The 20,084-nt window shown below is 44.6% G+C and carries 15 protein-coding genes; 9 read left to right on the forward strand and 6 right to left on the reverse strand.

Going from position 1 to position 20,084, the window contains the following annotated elements; translation table 11 throughout:
- Nucleotides 1-111: 111 nt before the first annotated feature.
- Nucleotides 112-1,695, reverse strand: a complete 1,584-nt coding sequence (locus A6D97_RS11475) for an ABC-F family ATPase (RefSeq protein WP_009846736.1) — start codon at nt 1,693-1,695, stop codon at nt 112-114.
- A 462-nt stretch (nt 1,696-2,157) separates the two neighbouring features.
- Here A6D97_RS11475 and A6D97_RS11480 point away from each other — a divergent pair, with 462 nt between their 5' ends.
- Both A6D97_RS11480 and A6D97_RS11485 read left to right on the forward strand, forming a co-directional pair.
- A complete protein-coding gene (locus tag A6D97_RS11480; RefSeq protein ID WP_065584415.1) occupies nt 2,158-4,503 on the forward strand; it encodes an AAA family ATPase in 2,346 nt (781 codons plus the stop codon).
- Between the two features lies 1 nt (nt 4,504).
- Complete coding sequence (locus tag A6D97_RS11485; protein ID WP_048612067.1) at nt 4,505-5,392, forward strand: mechanosensitive ion channel domain-containing protein; 888 nt, start codon at nt 4,505-4,507, stop codon at nt 5,390-5,392.
- Nucleotides 5,393-5,760: 368 nt separating this feature from the next.
- Here the strand turns inward: A6D97_RS11485 and A6D97_RS11490 are convergent, their stop codons facing one another.
- Nucleotides 5,761-7,788 carry a cache domain-containing protein gene (locus A6D97_RS11490; protein ID WP_065584416.1) on the reverse strand — a complete coding sequence of 676 codons (2,028 nt, stop codon included), beginning with the start codon at nt 7,786-7,788 and terminating at the stop codon, nt 5,761-5,763.
- Complete coding sequence (locus A6D97_RS11495; RefSeq protein WP_065584417.1) at nt 7,778-9,241, reverse strand: sigma-54 dependent transcriptional regulator; 1,464 nt, start codon at nt 9,239-9,241, stop codon at nt 7,778-7,780. The genes A6D97_RS11490 and A6D97_RS11495 overlap by 11 nt, the downstream gene beginning before the upstream one ends.
- A 302-nt stretch (nt 9,242-9,543) precedes the next feature.
- Here A6D97_RS11495 and A6D97_RS11500 point away from each other — a divergent pair, with 302 nt between their 5' ends.
- The 6 genes from A6D97_RS11500 to A6D97_RS11525 all read left to right on the forward strand — a co-directional run bounded on the left by A6D97_RS11500 (nt 9,544) and on the right by A6D97_RS11525 (nt 14,916).
- The gene (locus A6D97_RS11500; protein ID WP_048612063.1) at nt 9,544-10,350 is read left to right on the forward strand and encodes a substrate-binding domain-containing protein; all 807 of its coding nucleotides are present in this window, start codon (nt 9,544-9,546) and stop codon (nt 10,348-10,350) included.
- A 210-nt stretch (nt 10,351-10,560) separates the two neighbouring features.
- Nucleotides 10,561-11,259, forward strand: a complete 699-nt coding sequence (locus tag A6D97_RS11505; RefSeq protein WP_017068184.1) for an ABC transporter permease — start codon at nt 10,561-10,563, stop codon at nt 11,257-11,259.
- Nucleotides 11,260-11,269: 10 nt separating this feature from the next.
- Complete coding sequence (locus tag A6D97_RS11510) at nt 11,270-11,989, forward strand: energy-coupling factor ABC transporter ATP-binding protein (protein ID WP_065584418.1); 720 nt, start codon at nt 11,270-11,272, stop codon at nt 11,987-11,989.
- Nucleotides 11,967-12,551, forward strand: a complete 585-nt coding sequence (mobA, locus tag A6D97_RS11515) for a molybdenum cofactor guanylyltransferase MobA (RefSeq protein ID WP_004733776.1) — start codon at nt 11,967-11,969, stop codon at nt 12,549-12,551. Before A6D97_RS11510 ends, mobA begins: the two co-directional genes overlap by 23 nt.
- Nucleotides 12,551-14,368, forward strand: coding sequence for a bifunctional molybdopterin-guanine dinucleotide biosynthesis adaptor protein MobB/molybdopterin molybdotransferase MoeA (locus A6D97_RS11520; protein ID WP_065584419.1), 1,818 nt, complete (start codon nt 12,551-12,553; stop codon nt 14,366-14,368). The genes mobA and A6D97_RS11520 overlap by 1 nt, the downstream gene beginning before the upstream one ends.
- Nucleotides 14,369-14,649: 281 nt before the next feature.
- The gene (locus A6D97_RS11525; protein ID WP_004733780.1) at nt 14,650-14,916 is read left to right on the forward strand and encodes a DUF2960 family protein; all 267 of its coding nucleotides are present in this window, start codon (nt 14,650-14,652) and stop codon (nt 14,914-14,916) included.
- Nucleotides 14,917-15,104: 188 nt separating this feature from the next.
- Here the strand turns inward: A6D97_RS11525 and nagK are convergent, their stop codons facing one another.
- Complete coding sequence (gene nagK, locus A6D97_RS11530; protein ID WP_004733781.1) at nt 15,105-16,013, reverse strand: N-acetylglucosamine kinase; 909 nt, start codon at nt 16,011-16,013, stop codon at nt 15,105-15,107.
- Nucleotides 16,014-16,176: 163 nt separating this feature from the next.
- Nucleotides 16,177-16,923 (reverse strand): tRNA-uridine aminocarboxypropyltransferase, encoded by a 747-nt coding sequence (locus A6D97_RS11535; RefSeq protein WP_017080483.1) that lies wholly within the window; start codon nt 16,921-16,923, stop codon nt 16,177-16,179.
- Nucleotides 16,924-16,991: 68 nt separating this feature from the next.
- Between A6D97_RS11535 and A6D97_RS11540 the strand changes: the two genes are divergently transcribed.
- Complete coding sequence (locus A6D97_RS11540) at nt 16,992-17,795, forward strand: sterol desaturase family protein (RefSeq protein ID WP_065584420.1); 804 nt, start codon at nt 16,992-16,994, stop codon at nt 17,793-17,795.
- A 206-nt stretch (nt 17,796-18,001) separates the two neighbouring features.
- On the opposite strand, the gene A6D97_RS11545 is transcribed toward A6D97_RS11540, so the two are convergent.
- Nucleotides 18,002-20,047, reverse strand: a complete 2,046-nt coding sequence (locus A6D97_RS11545; protein ID WP_065584421.1) for a methyl-accepting chemotaxis protein — start codon at nt 20,045-20,047, stop codon at nt 18,002-18,004.
- Between the last annotated feature and the right edge of the window lie 37 nt (nt 20,048-20,084).

Here is a 20,084-nt window from a genome sequence, read left to right on the forward strand (position 1 = left end):
TAACTAGATACAAAAACGCCGTCATGCTTTTTAGTATGACGGCGTTTTTAATTTTCAATTTATAGCTTAATTTCCAACGCATAGAGTTGAAAACTAAGGCTAACTTAAAGCTTAGCCGCGTGCTTTCAAGAACTCAGCGTAAGTACCGCGGAAATCGTTGATCTTGCCATCTTTGATTTCAAGGATACGAGTTGCAAGCGAGTCTACGAATACACGGTCGTGAGATACGAAGAACAATGTGCCTTTGTAGTTCTCAAGAGCCAAGTTAAGCGCTTCGATAGATTCCATATCCATGTGGTTTGTTGGCTCATCCATTAGCAGGATGTTTGGTTTATGCATCATGATCTTACCAAGAAGCATACGACCTTGCTCACCACCAGAGATAACCTTTACAGATTTCTTAATGTCGTCTTGACCAAATAGCATACGACCTAGGAAGCCACGAACAACTTGCTCGTCTTCGCCTTCTTGGCGCCATTGGCTCATCCAATCAAACAAGTTCATGTCTGTCTCGAAATCGTGTGCGTGATCTTGAGCGTAGTAACCGATGTTTGAGTTTTCAGACCACTTGTACTCACCTGTGCGAGGCTCAAGAGCGCCAGCTAGTGTGTTAAGTAGTGTTGTTTTACCCACACCGTTCTCACCGATGATAGCAACACGCTCACCTACTTCGAAAATACCGTCGAACTTGTTGTATAGGTCTTCTTCAAAACCTTGAGATAGGTTTTCAACCACAAGTGCGTTACGGAATAGCTCTTTAGACTGTTCGAAACGGATGAATGGGTTTTGACGGCTAGACGCTTTAACTTCGTCTAGTTGGATCTTATCGATCTGCTTAGCACGTGACGTTGCTTGCTTCGCTTTAGATGCGTTAGCAGAGAAACGAGATACGAACGTTTGAAGTTCAGCAATTTGTGCTTTCTTCTTAGCGTTGTCAGACAGTAGACGCTCACGAGCTTGAGTCGCAGCCGTCATGTACTCATCGTAGTTACCTGGGAATAGACGAAGTTCGCCGTAATCAAGGTCAGCCATGTGTGTACAAACAGAGTTTAGGAAGTGACGGTCGTGCGAAATGATGATCATTGTGCAGTTACGTTGGTTTAGCGTGTCTTCCAACCACTTGATGGTGTCCATGTCCAGGTTGTTCGTTGGTTCGTCAAGAAGCATGATATGCGGGTCTGCAAACAGTACTTGAGACAATAGAACACGAAGTTTCCAACCCGGTGCTACTTCGCTCATCAGACCGAAGTGCATTGATTCTTCAATACCTACCGCTAGAAGAAGCTCACCAGCTTTAGCTTCTGCCATGTAACCGTCCATTTCAGCGAACTGAACTTCAAGGTCAGCCACTTTCATGCCGTCTTCTTCGCTCATTTCTGGCAAAGAGTAAATGCGGTCACGCTCTTGCTTAATAGCCCAAAGCTCTTTGTGACCCATGATAACCGTGTCGATTACCGTGAATTCTTCGTAAGCAAACTGGTCTTGGTTTAGCTTAGCAACGCGCTCGTTTGGATCGTAGCTTACGTTACCAGCACTTGGCTCAAGTTCACCAGATAGGATCTTCATGAACGTCGATTTACCACAGCCATTCGCGCCGATTAAACCGTAGCGGTTGCCTTCGCCGAACTTAACTGAAATATTTTCGAAAAGTGGCTTAGCGCCGAATTGTTGGGTGATATTTGCTGTGGAGATCAATGCCATTACCTTTTTAATGTGAAAAACGCCGCAACGTTACTTGTTCAGGGCTTTAACTGCAAGTATTGATTGCAATTACTGGCCATTAAGTGAGTGATAACCTAGCCAAATCATAGTTTGAACTGACTCACATTTTTGGTTTTCTATTTATCGCCGTAAAACCGTCGATTTTAAGGAAAAACAAAATATCGAACAGCGCACCATAATGGGCGGTATATAACGTCCCAAATCATGCCAACCATTGAATATATCGTATGCTGATTGGTCACAGTAAAAGCCAACCCGATCAACGCAACAGAAGACATAATAAAGATGCTCAAATACTAGCCTAATCCCTGACAATTTCATGACAAAATCGCTCGAAACAGGAATAAAGTACTCGCCCCCGACACGGGGTTGGATTTCACAAAGTCAGATTATCTAACTATAGTAATCCTAACCTCATAATTCTAAGAGACTTTTATGCGTTCACTATCGCGCTTCTTAATCCTCACTTTGGCCATTCTCTCTTGGCCTAGTCATGCCAACTTGGAATATGACTTACAATCTCAGCCGCAGGTATCCGATTCTGCTGTTGATCTCGATGATCGAATTGATTCGTTACCCGACCCCCTCTTTATGGAACCGTCGGACAGACGCCAAGTCAATATATTGCTCGCTGAAGTGCTACAAGTTCAAAAGCAGGAAATCAAAACCTTCGAGCAACAGATAAAAGCCTACAGAGCGAACAACGACGCCGATCAATGGTTTGCCGTTCAAACCAGTTACGTCACTTTGAATAGCTTGAATGTGAGCAAGCAACACCTGTTAGAGCAGACGAATTCCGCTAATAAAGAGCGCCTAACGGGTTTTGGCCCCTACGGCGTAACTCAATTTAAGCAAGAGTGGGAATTAACCAAGCTCAACATTGAGTATCTTGTTTACTTTCAAATTCGTAGCTTTAAAGCGCTCGTTAAAGACATCTTTATTTCGCCAGTGCCAGTGATTGGTGCCTCACTAAAAGTGTTATTCATCTACTTCGGTTTAGTGTGGTGGCTTGCCAACAGCACCCGCTTGATTGAACTGTTTCGAATTAACTTTCTTGAAGCGAAAACGAACCCTCCTTTTCTGGTTCGCGTGATTTGGTATATCAGCCGCGCTGATCGTGCGATTGCTTGGCTAATTGCCATCACATTGTCATTGAGAGTGCTTTCTAGTATCCCTAGTCTTCAACATTTGATTTTCCTGGAGATCTTCACTTGGTGGATTCTAGGTGGTTCGATTGCCATCAGCTTTATTTTGGAATTTGCCTACCGTTTAGGTCGTACATCAAATCAAGAAGTGATAGTACTACGCCTATCGACTATTCGTCGTTACGTGTGGAGCTTCATCGTTGCGGGTGTGATTCTCCAGATATCAAGTATTACGCTAGGCAAAGGTACGATTTACAGCTGGATTTACAGCGCTCTGTTTTTCTGGTTTGTGCTGGTCACGATCTCAGTTCTCAGACTATGGAGAGCGAAGGTCTTCAATACGTTGCAACACATCTCTGATCGCCCGGTTTGGGTGAATTGGGCAGTAAACCGCAAGGATACCTTCTTACTTAATATATTGGCGACGGCCATTGGCATCGTGTGGTTGAGTGTTTACAACTTTCAACATCGAATTATGGCCCTGCTATCCAATTACACTTTGTTTAGCCAGGCCTTAGCTTATCTATTTAGAATTGAAGTTGCTAAACAGTCTGACCTTGATAAGAATCAGCAAAACTTGGTTCGAATCAAAGGCGATCAAACCTATGAATACATTCTTCCGGGTAATATCGACAGTACGTTGATAGATTACGCGGGAGATGAAATTAAGCAGTTATCACGCTACTTAATGTCAGACAGCCCGGCTATCTGTATTGTGTCTGGCGAACGTGGTGTCGGCGCGACAACGCTGCTATATACCTTACTGCACAAAGTCTCTAACGCTGAGCCTGTATACGTGAGTTGCCCTTATGCGGGTTACCAAGAGCTTTTAGCGCATTTAGCCGTGAGCATTGGCTTGGACGAAGAAGCGACTGAAATTCAAATATTAGCGCATCTTCGTAAGAGCAATACCACTTACCTTATCGCGATTGATAACGCACAACGACTGGTGCAACCAATGGTCGGTGGCCTGTCTGATTTGATTCGTTTGACCAACCTTCTGCGTCGTTCTAAAAAGAACCACCGTGTCGTGATATCGATCGCCAAATCAAGCTGGCGATTTGTGGATAGAGCGCGTGGCGAACGTTTGCTGTTTGACTTGGTGTGTTTCCTTCCGCGTTGGACAGAGAAACAAGTCGGTGAGCTTCTAAATAGCCGTATCAATACGGAGCTTGAGAAGCCGTTATCGTTTGATGGTTTAGTGGTGCCTAAACAGTGGGACCAAGATGACATGAGTGAGGAAGATCGAGCACGCCAAGGCTTCTACCGCATCTTGTGGCATTACTCTGATGGTAACCCTACCGTTGCGCTGCGCTTCTTCCGACTCTCTTTGAATCGAAACAAAGATACCGATCAAGCCGTGGTGCGCTTGTTTCATGTTCCTGAAGCACAGGAGCTGGAAAACATGCCAAAACCTATGTTGGCTGTACTTCGATCTATCGTGCAGTTGGAAATCGCGTCTCCAGAAGTCTTGTCTGATTGTACGCAGCTAAGTACGGCTGAGATAACCGGTATTCTGCGTTACTTTGAAAGCCGTGGTTATATTGGTTGGCATGAAGAAAAGGCTCGAATTTCCGAGCACTGGTTCCGCCACATTACTAACGTTCTCGACCGTCAACATCTACTGGTGAAGTAAAATGAAGAAGTTATTTATCCTACTATTTGTTGGCTTGGCAAGTGCTGTCAGTTTCCCGACCTTTGCGACGGAAGAGTTAGCCAATGTAGAAAACATCTCAAAGATAGCGAGCCTAGTGCGATGGAGCGGCGTGTTCTTCTCCATGATCGTTATCGCTGCAATGTGGTTGCTGCTTAAGTTTATCAACTCGATGGTGACCAGTTTTGGTAGCCAATTCGTGCAATACCGAATGCTGCTACAGAAACTGCAGTCGTTTACTCAGTTCTTTATCTATGTGAGCACAGGTCTTATCGTGTTCATGATGAGCTTTAGAATCAACGACCAAATACTGGCTTTGATTGGTGGTACCCTCGCCGTGTCAGTCGGCTTTGCGCTTAAAGATTTGGCAGCTTCATTCATCGCGGGCATCACGGTAATGATTGATAGGCCCTTTCAAGTTGGTGACCGCGTCACGTTCGAAGGCAACTACGGTGATATCATTACCATTGGTTTGCGTTCAGTGCGAATGAGAACCCTGAACGATGACATCATTACCATTCCGAACAACAAGTTCTTAAATGAAGTGACCACCAGTGGTAACTACGGTGCGTTGGACATGCAGGTGGTGATTCCGTTTTACGTTGGTATGGATGAAGACATCACCCTAGCCCGCGATCTGATTCAAGAAGCGGCGTCTTCAAGTCGTTATATCCACTTGCCGAAACCTGTAACGGTTTTGGTTAAACAGACGATTACCGATAACTACCTAGCAATACAGCTAACTTGTAAGGCTTACGTTGTGGATACTGCGTATGAGAAGCTGTTTGAAACCGACATTACTTTGCGTGTGATGAAAGAGTTTAAGAAGCACAACATCAACCCACCGAAAATTTCAGTAGCGGCGCATTAGGCTTGATGCTTTAGACGTTTGTTGCTTATAGCAAATGACTAGCCATAAATAAAAACACCTCCGAACTTATCGCAAGTGCGGAGGTGTTTTTTATGAGCTTTTTATCTTTAAGCTAATAGTCCTATTGATGCTAAACCTTAAAGTATTTCAATTGCTCAGTAAGGTGTTCTGTAGTGTTCGCCATTTTCTGACTGTCTTCTGCGAGCGATTGTGAGGCTTGGAGTACCTCATTTGCAGCGAGTTGAGATTTGGTTTGCGATAGATTAGTAGTGCGGAATTTTCGTGCTTGGGCTAAAACGTTCGTGTAATAGCACAAGCGCGTTAGAAATATTATCAGATGATAATATCAGTGAATGAGTTCTTAGAACTTATAGGTTTGATACAAGCAATTGAGGTGTCGCTTTCTGTTGAAGATAGATACTAAAGCAACTTCCCTTACCTATCTCAGATTCAACTCGGATCTCGCCGCCAGTTTGGCTCAAGATACTCTGAGATACTGACAACCCTAAGCCCGTGCCATCTCGTTTGGTGGTATAGAAAGGCGAGAAGATACGTTTCAGTTGTTCTTCCTTAATACCGCAGCCTTCATCTTGAACATGAACGATAGCGCCATGAGACACACCATTTTCAACCCAGTCTTCACTCGAAATAGTTAACGTGCCCTGACCGTCCATTGCATGAATCGCGTTCATTTGTAGGTTAACCAGAATCTGTAGCAATTGGTTTCGATTGACCTCGACTGAGGTTTTAGCGTTCAGCTGCGATACGTACACAATGCCTTTCTTCTTCGCACCTGTTTTTACGAGCGTAATACTTTCATCCACTATTGGGTTGATATGTTGCCACGTAATTTCGTCTTGTACGCCGCCGTGACGGCTGTATTGAAGCAGGCTTCGTGTGATATTTCGAATTCGGTCAATCTGCTCCATGATCGCGTGGACTTCCTCATCTACACGGCTCACTTCATCGCCCAGTTCAAACTTCATCAGTTCAACGTTGCCAAGAATCACGGCGGTTGGGTTATTGATCTCATGAGCAATACCTGCCGTTAATTCACCTAACGCGGCCAGTTTTTCATTGACCACCAGCTTATCTCTGGCTTGATTAAGAAGCTTGATGTGCAGTTCAAGTTCTTCAGTTTTCTCTTTCAAACTCGCGGTACGAGAATGCACTTTGCACTCTAGTTCAGACGCCGCTTGTTGAATCTCTTGATTACGCTCGTGCAGTAGATCCAACATCTTATCGAACTGTTTAGCGAGCAGTGTCAGTTCGTGTTGATCATCCAAACCTAGCGTACCAATTCGCTTGTCTTGCCCCATCTGTACTAGCTTCACCACTTTATGAATGCGTTCGATTGGGTTGAAAAGATCACGTGCGCCACGGTGAACGATCAAACCGGATGCCAACAGAAGCAACACAATGGTAATGCTAATTTCGCCAAGGTTGGTTAAGTACGTTTCTATCAGCGGCCAAATCAAATAACCGGTGTAAAGCATACCAATCACATTATTAAACTGGTCATGGATTGGTTGGTAAGCTGTGATGTACCAAGCATCGTAAACATACGCTCGATCTAGCCACTCTTTACCTTCATTCAAGACTTTCGAGTGAACCTCGTGAGAAACACGTGTACCAATGGCGCGCCCTACACTGTCTTCACTGCTCAAAGGCACGTTGGTGCTAACACGAAGATCATCAAGGAAAACCGTGACCGTTCCTATATGACGATTAAAACCTTCTCGTTGTGGATAGATAAGGTTACTGATTTGGTCAACAAGTTGAGTACTGTTATTCAGTAAGATCCCACCATCCAGAAAACCAATCACATGATCATGTTCATCTTTGATGGATACAACGGTTCGGCTTACCAATCCGCGAGTCTCGACCTCTTGCCCGTTGAGCATCGGAACTTCCGCTTTTTTAGCGAGGTCACGATCGAGATAATTGAGTTCATTACGGCTTAAGACACTGAAAAATGAAGGCTTGTGAGTTAAGTTTAGATATTCGAGTTTCTTTTCCATGCTCTCGACACTGCGCCAGCGCAGAAAATCGAGCTCATAGCGAGATTTGTTCTCAGACACCCAGCGAGTTAGCTCTTCGTGTGAAAGATCACTCGCGAGTTTGGTTCGAAAGTTATAAGACTCGGCGAACGCACGAACGTTGTATGCTTGCTGATTTTGGATCAGGTGAATACTGTTATCGGCAACATCCAAGCGTTCATCAACATCAATCAGAGCGCCCTGCCACGTGTAACGTATTGACCAATAAAGTGTGATAGCCACAAGCGCGCACAAGGTCAGAATGATCGGAGCTGATGTTAGGAATAATAATCGGTAGCGAACCATGGTTTTGAATCGGAACGCCCACTTTGACCACCAACGACGTCTAATCGGCATATTCAGAGCCTTCTGTGTTCCAATCTTTGTACTTACGCTCTAGCGTTTTACGTGCGACGCCAAGATCTCTTGCAGCTGCCGATTTATTGCCATCATGAAAACTAACCAGCTGTTCTATATGAGATTTTTCTACTTCTTTGAGTGTCCAAGTGTTTGGATAACCCTCGGCAGCGTCTGCATTATTCAAGTTTGGCATTTCCGCACCATGTGACACCGTCACTGAAATGCTAGCGGGAACAGGATCACCATTAATCTCGCGCCAATAGTGTGCTGGTGGCTTGTCTAAAAGAATGCATCGTTCGACTAAGTTTTTAAGTTCACGAATATTTCCCGGCCATTCGTATTCGTTCAACGCCAAGATATCTTCATGTGCCCAATTTGGAACTGGCATGCCAAGCTCGCTCGATAAAAGACGAGTAAAGTATGGAACAAGTTCAATCAGGTCTGACGGGCGCTCTCTCAATGGCACCACATCAATCTTAAGTACATTGAGTCGGTAGAACAGATCGCGGCGGAAGTGCCCTTTATCGACCTCTTCTTGAAGATTTCGGTTGGTCGCCGCCACCACTCGTACGTCAACGGAAATTTCCTTTTCGTTACCGACTGGACGAATGGTTCTTTGCTCTAACACGCGTAGCAATGCAGCTTGCATTGGCAGTGGCATTTCACCAATTTCATCAAGGAACAAGGTGCCACCACTTGCGACTCGGAAAAGACCTTCACGGTTTTTCTTCGCACCAGTAAATGCGCCTGATGTATGTCCAAACAGTTCACTTTCTAGAAGCTCTGGAGCAATCGCACCACAGTTGATTGGCACAAATGGACCTGTGCGTTTACTGGCTTCATGTACACCACGAGCAACCAGCTCTTTGCCGGTACCCGACTCACCTTCTATCAAGACGGACGCTCGAGACGGTGCAAATTGACTGATCAGCAATTTAAGTTGTTTGGTCTTGTCTGAATTGCCAATCAGTTCAGTCTTGATATGACGACTCACATCACGCTTCAACGCGTACTGCATTCTTTGGTCGAGTCGCTTATCCATACAACGCAGAACCGCTTGTATCATCTGTTCGAGGTTGAACGGCTTAAGAATAAAATCTGAAGCACCAAGCTTAAGCGCGGATATGGTCATCTCTAGATCGGCATAACCCGTCATGAAAATCACATCGGCGCGTTTGTCGTTGTCGTTAAACGCCTCTTCCCACTCAATGCCAGATCGGCCTGGTAGGTTGATATCAAGGACAATCAGATCAAAATGTTCGCTCGAACGCAGCGTTTCAGCCTCTTCAACCGATCCTGCGCTCGACACCTTGCCAAAGAACTTACCTAGTGCTTTCTTTAAGATAGCCTGCATACCCAATTCATCATCGACGACCAAAACGGAAAAGGCCTGATACTGAGTCAATGTGTTCGGGTTGAGATTGGATGCAGATGAACTAGGTAAAGACATAATGATTAGCCGGTGAGAAAAGTTGGGACAGAGTGTACCAATTAACCTTTTCTCCAACAGGGACAATGTGCGACATTTTGTCCTAGCTCATGTTTTGATTCATTTTAACGGGGTAAAAGACTCAGTTTTGTCCGAAATAACAGCAATTTAATGAAATCTGATGCATTATTTGTTGGCATTAAGATTGCTAATAAGGTGTAGATTTCTAATTACAACAATTAGCGTCTTATGCACATGCCCTCTTTGAGCCCTTTAAAATTGAAGGCATGTCATTCATTTATAACAGAATGGACATAATAATAATGAAAGCAATTCCCCTAACTATTGCAGCTCTATCTATCGTCAGTTACACGGCTAGCAGCGCGGAAGACACCACTCATATTAAGTTGGCGACAACCACAAGTACTTATCACTCTGGTCTACTGGACTACTTATTGCCTGAGTTCGAAAAAGATTCTGGTATCAAGGTTGATGTTCTAGCTGCGGGTACCGGTAAATCACTTCGCATGGGCGAAAATGGTGATGTTGATTTGGTAATGACTCACGCACCAAAAGCTGAAGCGAATTTCGTAGAAAAAGGCTACGGCGTTTTACCTCGTAAGCTGATGTATAACGACTTTGTCATCGTTGGTCCACAAAACGACCCTGCAAAAATAGAATCTCAAAAAGCAGTGGCAGATGTGTTCAAAGCGATCGCGACTAATAACGTGACGTTTGTGTCTCGTGGCGACGACTCTGGTACTCATAAGAAAGAGATGGGTATTTGGGCGCAAACTAAAATTGAACCAAACTTTGGTGGTTACCGCAGTGTTGGTCAAGGTATGGGCCCTACTCTGAACATGGCGTCAGAGATGCAAGGCTACACCATGACAGACCGTGGCACATGGTTGGCTTACCAAAACAAACTGGATCTTAAAATCCTTTTCCAAGGTGACAAGAACCTATTCAATCCTTACCAAGTAATCCTTGTTAACCCAGAGCGCTACCCAAGCATTAACTACCAAGCAGCGAAAGTATTCAGTGATTGGTTGGTGAACCCTAAAGGTCAGAAACTGATTAACGACTTTAAACTGCATGGCAAACAGCTGTTTGTAGCGAGCGCAGAGTAGTTTTTCGTCAGCGTAGATTCGTTTATAACAAGCTGAGAATGGTTTGTTGTAAGTACTAATTCCAATTAGCACTACGCTTAACTAACCAGTTAACTGAAGCATTTAAAGAAACAATAGCTGACCAATACACACTCAAATAGTTTGGGTCAGCTATGATTAACATCAGTCATTACCGATAAAGACCTATTATCGATTCACACGAGATACTTCATGACCCTATGGCAAACAACGATTGATGCAATGAACCTACTAGTGAGTTTTGACCACGAATTGTGGAAAATCGTCGCGGTATCTTTCAGCGTATCTTTGTCCGCCATCTCATTAGTGATTGTTCCTGCAATCCTTATGGCTTTCTTATTGGCTTATACCGAGTTCCCCGGGAAGTGGGCATTGTTATCGGTGATCAACACCCTGCAAGCTATCCCAACCGTGGTTATCGGTTTGTTGATGTACATGATGCTCTCTCGCTCTGGCCCGTTAGGTGATTGGGAATTACTGTTCACCCAAAAGGCGATGATTCTAGGTCAGATGCTGATCTGTTTCCCAATCCTAGTTGCGATGATGCATGGCGCTCTGCAGGCCAGTGACCGCCGAGCGGTAGAAACCGCGCGCACGCTTGGCGTATCAACGACTCGTGTGGCGTGTACGTTAATTTGGGAAACGCGCTTCCCTCTTTTAGCTGCAACTATCGCTGCCTTCTCTCGTATCGTCACTGAGGTTGGTTGTTCAATGATGGTCGGTGGCAACATTATGGGGATGACAAGAAACATCCCAACAGCTATCGCTATGGAAAGCCACAAAGGCGCATTCGCTCAAGGCGTCGCCCTCGGTATGGTGTTATTAGCATTGGCATTAGCCCTTAACTTTTTCCTTTCCAGTGTGAGAGGAAAAGGCTATTTAAGAACTTAGGAACGCTGTCATGAGTATAAAAATAACAACGCAGCAAATTTCAATGCGCTACAAAGAGCGTGTTTTGTTCCATATTCCCGAATTGTCGATCGGCCCCAACGATGCCATTTATCTCAAAGGAGATAATGGTGTGGGTAAAACGACCCTACTTAAAATATTGTCTGGATTGATTCAGCCCAGCTCTGGCCGCATTCAGTCTCCGACACAAAGCTGGCAGCAGATCTTATTCCCTAGGCTCAAGTTCAAAGACATTATCTACCTGCATCAAACCCCCTATCTTTTTGATGGTTCGGTGTACCAAAATATCGCTTATGGCATTCGCTTTAACAAAGAGAGCCAAAAAGATAAGCGAGCTCAAATAATTAATGCATTGAGAATGGTAGGTTTAGAAACCTTGGCAGATGAACACATTTCTGTGTTGTCTGGTGGTGAGCGTCAACGCGTTGCAATGGCACGAGCCTGGATTCTTAAGCCGTCAATCTTGCTTATGGATGAACCAAGTGCCTCTTTAGACAAAGAATCTATTGAAAGATTGGTGATAATGGCCGAAGATCTTCTTCAAAGAGGCGCGAGTTTAGTCATCACTAGTCACCAAACTAACGCGTTAACCGACTTATGTAAGAAGCAATGGTGGATCAAAGACAATACTTTGACCGAATCCCCGCTTTTTCAAGTTATTAAGAAAGATAAAGCACAAGAGAATATTTATGCTGCTTCCAACGCAAACTAGTTGGGTTATTTTGGCTGGCGGGCAGGCCAGCCGTATGGGCGGAAAAGATAAAGGACTCGTTGAGCTCAACGGTTCTCCGCTTATTCAATACGTTATAAACAAGCTGTCACAACAAGATGTCAGCATCACTATCAATGCCAATCGTAACTTAGACAGCTACCAAGCATTTGCTCCGGTTGTTTCCGATTCTTTCCCTGACTACCCAGGTCCGTTGGGTGGCATTCATGCTGGCCTTAAAAACGCGAGCACAGACTGGGTCGGCTTTGTCCCTTGCGACAGCCCACAAATCAGTGACGACCTTGTTGAGCGTTTTTGTTCTGCAGTTAAAGAAGACAGTGACATTCTTGTCGCGCATGATGGCGAATTTAAGCAACCTGTATTCACCCTATTCCACAAACGTGTTCTACCAAAGTTAGAAGCGTTTTTGGAACGTGGTGACCGTAAAATCATCTTGCTATACAAAGAGTGTGTTACCGAATACGTTGATTTCAGCGATTCTCCTAACTGCTTTGTTAATCTCAACACGCCAGAAGAACTCACCCAATTCGGAACGCTTCAATAATGAAAGATTCTAAACAACGCCCTAACCTTCCTTTATTGGGCTTTGCTGCTTATAGCGGTACAGGCAAAACGACCGTACTTGAAGCCCTGCTTCCTCTGTTGACTGATGCGGGTTTAAAAGTTGGCGTGTTAAAACATGCTCACCACGATTTTGATGTCGATAAGCCGGGTAAAGACAGTTACCGCTTGCGTAAAGCGGGCGCAAACCAAATGTTGATCGCTTCTCGTAATCGTCACGTGATGATGACAGAAACACCAGAAGCCGAAGCCGATTTTGATTACCTGCTGACTCGATTTGATACCAACACGCTTGATCTGATTTTGGTTGAAGGCTGTAAGAACATCGCCTTCCCTAAAATTGAACTGCACCGAGATGAAGTGGGCAAACCTTGGTTATATCCAAACGATAACAACATTATTGCTATCGCGGCAGACAGCCAAGTTGAATCAGAACTGCCACAAATGGCGATCAGCGATTTAGAAGCGATTCGTGATTTCATCATCAATTACGCGCAGTCCTTTGACCTTGCCTCTACAACAGGCAAAGCAGTGTCATGCTCATCTTCAAAAGACGCTGCGCCAGCTGTTTGTTGTGATTCGTTCTCTCCTGCAGGTTTAACCGTTACTCAAGGTCAGCAAAAGATTGTTGATAGCATTGACGCACTCGATCTCACAGAGAGTGTTGAATTACTGCAAGGCTACGGCCGTGTGCTGGCTGAAGATGTGATTTCGCCAATCAACGTTCCTCAGAATACCAACTCTGCAATGGACGGTTATGCAATTCGTAGTGAAGATCTAGAATTGGACAGCTACAACATCGTTGCTGAAGTCATGGCGGGTCACAGCTACGAGCAAATCGTTCAACAAGGTGAAGCGGTTAAGATCATGACGGGCGCACCAATGCCAGAAGGCGTTGATGTTGTCGTGATGCGTGAACAAGCCGTCCGAGATGGCGATAAAGTTAGCTTCCCTGATGCTAAAATCTCGGTCGGACAAAATGTCCGTATGGCAGGTGAAGATTTAGAAATCGGCCAACCTGTCTTTACACGTGGCACACGCATTGAAGCGCCAGAAATGGGCATGATGGCGTCGTTAGGTTTTGGTACCTGCCCTGTTCTGCGTAAAGTGAAAGTGGGTGTGTTCTCTACGGGTGATGAAGTTCAAGCGCCGGGGCACGAGCAAAAACCAAACTCTATCTATGACTCAAATCGTTTTACTATTATCGGCATGCTTCAAAAGCTCGGCTGTGACATCGTCGATTACGGCATCATTGAAGATGATGAGCAGAAGATGATGGATGTGCTGCATTCTGCGTCGCTTGAAACCGATATGGTTTTGACTTCTGGTGGTGTGTCTGTTGGTGATGCGGATTACATCAAGCTTGCGTTAGATAAACTGGGTGAAATCAACTTCTGGCGTATCAACATGCGTCCAGGTCGCCCATTGGCTTACGGTAAGATTGAGAACAAGCCGTTCTTTGGTTTACCGGGTAACCCTGTTGCTGTGATGGTGTCGTTCATTAACTTTGTTGAGCCTGCGATCCGTAAGCTTCAAGGTCAAACGAACTGGACACCAGTAAAAGCAAATGCTGTAGCAACTGAACAACTGCGCTCACGCCAAGGCCGTACTGAATTTAGCCGTGGTGTGTTCTCGATGAATGAATCTGGCGTGCTTGAAGTGAAAACAACGGGCAAGCAAGGTTCAGGTATTCTGCGTTCAATGAGTGAAGCGAACTGCTTAATCGAAATCTCTCCAGCAGTTGATACTGTGAAAGTTGGCGAGACAGTGACGATCATTCCTCTGCAAGGTCGTGTTTGATTCAAAGCTCAAACACCTAAATTGACTTAGCTGCTTTTTAATTGACTTAGAAGCTCATTGCTAAGACATAGACGAAGCCCCTTCTATCGAGCTTTCGATGTTAAGGGGCTTTTTGTTCTTTTCGTTTCGTGAAAGACAACCTGTTCGTTGCCTAAAAGACAAATAGCTTAAATTACGCTAAACGTTAGAACGATAATCTTAAGATTTCTTATCATAACCTTGAGCCACGTACTGTTTTTATGTAGAGTGCGCGCAAAGTAATAATTCTATTGGAGAGCATCATGGCTCGTACCATTCTGTACACTTACAAAGACGAAGACAAAGAGTTACTGTTTTCGAAACAAGAACACCGCACGATCCAAGAAGCTGTAGCTGCAGCCGAAGGTATCGACATCACTGAGTACCTAAAAACTGAGCAACAGCTTGAGTTTATTTCTGATACTAAAGCGGTTCGTAACTACCAAGACAACTATTTCCGCAAGCTTGGCTTTACTAAGCTTACGTTGAAGCAAAAAGACAACCTTGGTGTTGGTAAAAAGAAGAAGTAAGCCCTCTGGCTTCTTTTTCTCGTTCTGTAGTTTCTTGCTTTTCGTTTGCACTTGAGAGCTAAGAAGTTAAGAGCTAAAGAAACGGAAACACCGAACAATAAAAAATGCCGCAACCTCTTTTGAGATTGCGGCATTTTTATTTATGCTTTTAACTATCTAACCTTAATTAGCTTAACGGTAAGTAATGATTACTTAATGTTAAGGAATGCTGCGCCACGAACGCCACCTGAATCACCGTGCTTCGCTTTGATGATCTTTGGACATTTCGCTACAGACAATAGGTATTTAGGAACACGCTTTGGCATCTCTTCGTAGATAAGTTCGAAGTTTGAAAGTCCACCACCTAGTGCTACAACATGCGGGTCAAGTGCAGTAAATAGGTTTGCGAAACAGATAGCCAATAGTTCCATGAAACGGTCAACGTGCTCAGCTGCTTTTGCTTCGCCTTCGTTGTACGCTTGGATGATTTCAATCGCTTTCTTTTTCTCACCGAAGTAGTGCTCATAAATCAGTTCAAAGCCGCGACCAGATAGGTAGCTGTCTAAACAACCTTTCTTGCCACAACCACAGCCTAGTAACGGTGCGTTGTCGCCAAGGTGGAACCATGCATCAATAGGAAGACGCATATGGCCGAGCTCGCCAGCAACGTGGTTACGTCCTGAAAATACTTTGCCATCAAAAACCAAACCACCACCAAAACCAGTACCTAGAATTAGGCCAGCTACTGATGGTTCATCTTTCAATTCATCATCCCACGCTTCAGACAGCGCAAAACAGTTCGCATCGTTCTCGATTTTAACACTACGACCAATCAGCGCTTCTAAGTCTTTGCGTAATGGCTTACCTGTTGAAGCCGGTACGTTAACAACAAGCATAGTGCCGTCGTCCGCATCTTCCATGCCTGGAAGACCAAGGCCAATTTTGCCTTCGCAAGAGAATTCGCTATCGTATTTTTTTACCAAACCGGCAATCGTATCAAGTAGCAGTTGATAATCTTCAGTAGGCGTTGGTACGCGTTCGGTTGCTACTCGCTCAAGTTTTTCATTGAACGCACCAAACTCAATTTTTGTGCCGCCAACATCAAAGCCGTAATACATGAAATCTCTCCAATTTTTCCCTAAATTCGGGCAAATAAAATTTTTAAATTAAACAACTAGGAAGCATTATCCATAACACTCCCCCTACAAACCGTGATAGATAACAAACTTATCTCGTGTTCGAATCTGTTTGAACAACAAGTCAGCACAAAGCGGTTAAAGGTTAGAGTGACGTCTCACTTTTAGTATGCTCTATGAAAGCATTCAGGCTTGGTTTGGTTGGATCGGACTTATAACGCGTCTTACTCAACATGTAGCTTTCACGAAATGCTTCAAACCATAGCTGTAAAGTCTTAGCGCCCTGTTCTTCACCGGCTTGTTTCAAAACTAAGCTCGCTACTTCGGCCGTTGATAGATGTTGTTCGTTGTCTGACTTACGCATCATGTATTGAGAAACCGATTCCGGCTCAATCGACAACACCGGTAAATCTTGCAGATACTCTGAGCGACGGAAGATACGTCGTGCTTCGCGCCAACTGCCATCAATGAAAATCAGCAATAGTGTTTTGTTTGGGTCACGCATTTGTGGCAGATCTTGAACTACGCGCGTTTTGTCGTCGGTATAGTCTTCAGGGAATACGATCACAGGTTGGTATTTGTCATCTTTGAGGACATCCAACATCTCTTGATTTGGCTCAGTACGATGCCAAAGGTAGGCGTAACTGTCTTTAACCGTATCAACAATCAAACGGCCGGTATTACTTGGCTTTAAGATTTCGTTGTCTGACAAGATCAACATAGTCGCGACGTTCGTATCAACGTTAGGTTGATGCTCACAGATACAGCTGTCTTGTTTGATTTTGCAGAATTCACATCGCACGACTTTACACCCGCGCGCATTAAACGGTTTGGTAGCAATGGATAAACGATGTTGATATAAACGGTGAAAAGCGTGGATTCTCATGGACAATAACGATAACTCTAGAAAAGTGGCACGATTGTACTTACAGTGTCCTTAGAATGATAGAAGGAATTCCCATGCAAGACCCATCACTGCTTCGCCTTGTTTGTTTTATTGTCGTTTTTGGATTGTGTGCGCTTTGGGAATACCGTTTTCCGCGTAAAACACTGACTCAAAACAAGTGGTTTCGTTGGGGAAACAACTTTGCGCTGGTCGCTTTGAACAGCTTTCTATTAGCCACTCTGATTCCTATTGCAGCATTCCAAGCGGCGGTCATTGCGCAAGAAAACCAATGGGGTCTGTTCAATACCCTGTCACTTCCGAAAGAACTCACCATTCTGGTCTGCGTATTACTGTTAGATTGCGCCATTTACCTGCAGCACTTGGTGTTTCACCGTGTTCCTTGGTTGTGGAAGCTACATCGAGTTCACCATGCGGACCTAGATATTGATGTCACAACCGGAACGCGCTTTCACCCTATTGAGATGATTCTTTCAATGCTCATCAAAGTGAGTTTGGTGATCGCACTTGGTGTGCCTGTCATTGCGGTCGTGATATTTGAAATTGTTCTTAATGCGAGTGCGATGTTTAACCACAGTAATGCACGTCTTCCGCTATGGTTCGATAAACGATTGAGAAAAGTGATTGTGACACCAGACATGCACCGCGTTCATCACTCAGTCATTGTTAAGGAAACGCACTCAAACTTTGGCTTCTTTTTATCAGTGTGGGACATCTGGTTTAAGACTTACCGCGCCCAACCCAAGCTTGGTCATGACAAGGTGCATATTGGTGTTCCCGAGATTCAAGATGGTAAAGAGCAACGGCTAGATTTAATGTTACGTCAGCCATTTGCACGATTCCCGACAACGAAAGATTAAGTTCGAATTCAGTTGAGTCTCAAGCTTATATTGAGACCAACCTTAGCTTAATACCAAAGTTATCTTAATCCGAAAACAAAACGCCCTTAGATTCTTGTGAGAACTTAAGGGCGCTTCTGTATCGATAGTCGTTATAAGCGTAGTTAATGATTAAGTACTGCTAGTGCTTAAACTCTTTCGCACACTAGCTTAACTATCACGCTCGTCTATTTCAGCACGTACTTATGAAGCATGGCTTGTTGGTGCCCTGCTATCTCTCCGACTTGCTCTGAACTCTCGATCATAGATTCAAGTTGCAGCTTAGTATTCTCGCCCTGCTCAGATACTCGAGTGATTGAATGGGTAACATCGACAGTTGCACGAGCTTGTTCTTCGGTAGCCACCATGATTTGCTCAACACGCCCTTTGATCTGGCTAACCGCAAATTCGATTTTCTCGAAGGCTTGTCTTACATCGCCACTGGTTTCCAGTGCATTGGCCATCTCACTTCTCGATTCCGTTACAGAAGCACGTGAGCGATCTGCTGCCGCTACTAGTTCGTTCATCATGCTACGAATATTGGTGGTTTGCTGGGATGTGCCGCTCGCCAATTTACGCACTTCGTCTGCAACTACCGCAAAACCTCGACCTTGTTCACCTGCTCGCGCCGCTTCTATCGCAGCGTTCAGTGCCAATAAGTTGGTGTTTTCAGCGATACCACTGATCATGTCGACCATTTCACGAATCTGTTTCACTCGACCATCCAAGTCAGCCATCGACTCTTCACTCATGCTAAGAGAGTGCTCAAGCGCTTGTAATCGCTTCTGATTAAGGCCGATCACTTGGCTACCATTGACTGATTCGTTTTCTGCTATCTGCGCGTCGTCATTCGATGCGTTAGAGATACGAGCAATCTCACCAATCGATGCTTCCAGCTCCGTAATGGTGGTGATCATATTCTGAAGTGATTCGTTCTGCTCGTTCAAGCTCGAATTGGTTTGCTCTGCAGCGTCGTGGCTTACTTCTGCCGTTTGATAAAGCGTCTCACAGTTGCGCGTTACTAAACGAACCGAATCTGCGGTTGAATCAACGACCGTATTGAGTTTCGAAGTAATAACTTGCAGCTCTAGCGGCCCCAGTAATTCACTCTGTTTAGAGAAGTCATGATCTGCCAGTGAACTCAACTGTTGAGTTATGTTTTTAAGCCCTTTATTCATCCAACGGCGTAACACGAACCATGAAATCACAATGATTACGGCAATCACTAGCCCGCTGATAAACAACACACGATCAATATTGGTAATGGTTTGATTTACAACCAGTTCACTTTCATCAATCAGGTGGGAAGCGGTGGAAGACAGCTGATTCAATGTGCTAATGACGGTGTTCGCTAAGTTAATGACTTGCGTTAAGTTTTGCTCTTGCTGCTGAACCAGTTCGAGTTTCAAGAGGATTTGTTTGATTACGCCTTCTTCGGTAAAGCCTTCTTTCACCATCTCGTAAGGCGCCGTCAAGCTCGCGAACTCAGCGATATCTGGGTGCCAATCGGCAAAGTCGCTGTAAGCCAAGTTCAGACCTGCGATTCGGTTTCTCAATTGACGGTATTCGTCTTGTGCTTTATCAATGTCAGATTGCATCATCAGCATCAAGAAGGTGTTCGCCATAGCAGACGCGCTGGATGTAAATCGGTTCGCTGCATCGCTCGCTTCTGGGTTGTCTTCAACCAAGAATGAGCTGATTCGATTCATTTCTGGTCCGATAGATCCAACGCCATAACGGAACTCGCCCATTTTACTGTCGATCAGATTTTGCTTACTTTGAATCTCAATCTGCGCCAGCAGTACCGTGTTGGTCATAGCTTGCAGTTGCGCCATGTCATCGACAAGGATTTGTTGTTGCTCTAAAGAGATCGCATCAGGAAAAGATTGGGAAATAAAAAGAAGTTCCTCTAGCGTGGTATTGCTCTCTGTCGCGAGTTGGTCAATTGAGCCCCTTGTGGCATTCAGTGTATCTAAGTCGGTTGATTGGGTGCTGTAAGTGAGAAGTTTTACTTGTTCTAATACGCTTTGCGTTAATTCGGCGTTATGTAGAGCAAGGGGTAATGCTTGTTCCGAGAGTGCATCAAAATGTCCCCCGACCCGTTCAACGCCCCGAATGCTAACCATTGATAAAAAAGTAACAAGTAAAAGAATGGAAATAAATACAGCAGTGACGGTTTGAATGAGCGAGAATGTATAACGTGAGGGTTTTATTGATAAATTTGTGTCGGGCATGTGAAATCCAGTTTGACTACGAAAAGAGATATCCTTA

The sequence above is a fragment of the Vibrio sp. ZF57 genome, from assembly GCF_001691235.1.
Taxonomy (GTDB): Bacteria; Pseudomonadota; Gammaproteobacteria; order Enterobacterales; family Vibrionaceae; genus Vibrio; species Vibrio crassostreae_C.

Excerpts from the sequence above, each read along its gene's own strand:
- A6D97_RS11480 (WP_065584415.1), top strand. The coding sequence starts at position 2,158 with ATGCGTTCACTATCGCGCTTCTTAATCCTCACTTTGGCCATTCTCTCT.
- A6D97_RS11485 (WP_048612067.1), top strand. The coding sequence starts at position 4,505 with ATGAAGAAGTTATTTATCCTACTATTTGTTGGCTTGGCAAGTGCTGTC.
- A6D97_RS11490 (WP_065584416.1), bottom strand. The coding sequence starts at position 7,788 with ATGCCGATTAGACGTCGTTGGTGGTCAAAGTGGGCGTTCCGATTCAAA.
- A6D97_RS11495 (WP_065584417.1), bottom strand. The coding sequence starts at position 9,241 with ATGTCTTTACCTAGTTCATCTGCATCCAATCTCAACCCGAACACATTG.
- A6D97_RS11500 (WP_048612063.1), top strand. The coding sequence starts at position 9,544 with ATGAAAGCAATTCCCCTAACTATTGCAGCTCTATCTATCGTCAGTTAC.
- A6D97_RS11505 (WP_017068184.1), top strand. The coding sequence starts at position 10,561 with ATGACCCTATGGCAAACAACGATTGATGCAATGAACCTACTAGTGAGT.
- A6D97_RS11510 (WP_065584418.1), top strand. The coding sequence starts at position 11,270 with ATGAGTATAAAAATAACAACGCAGCAAATTTCAATGCGCTACAAAGAG.
- mobA (WP_004733776.1), top strand. The coding sequence starts at position 11,967 with ATGCTGCTTCCAACGCAAACTAGTTGGGTTATTTTGGCTGGCGGGCAG.
- A6D97_RS11520 (WP_065584419.1), top strand. The coding sequence starts at position 12,551 with ATGAAAGATTCTAAACAACGCCCTAACCTTCCTTTATTGGGCTTTGCT.
- A6D97_RS11525 (WP_004733780.1), top strand. The coding sequence starts at position 14,650 with ATGGCTCGTACCATTCTGTACACTTACAAAGACGAAGACAAAGAGTTA.
- nagK (WP_004733781.1), bottom strand. The coding sequence starts at position 16,013 with ATGTATTACGGCTTTGATGTTGGCGGCACAAAAATTGAGTTTGGTGCG.
- A6D97_RS11540 (WP_065584420.1), top strand. The coding sequence starts at position 16,992 with ATGCAAGACCCATCACTGCTTCGCCTTGTTTGTTTTATTGTCGTTTTT.
- A6D97_RS11545 (WP_065584421.1), bottom strand. The coding sequence starts at position 20,047 with ATGCCCGACACAAATTTATCAATAAAACCCTCACGTTATACATTCTCG.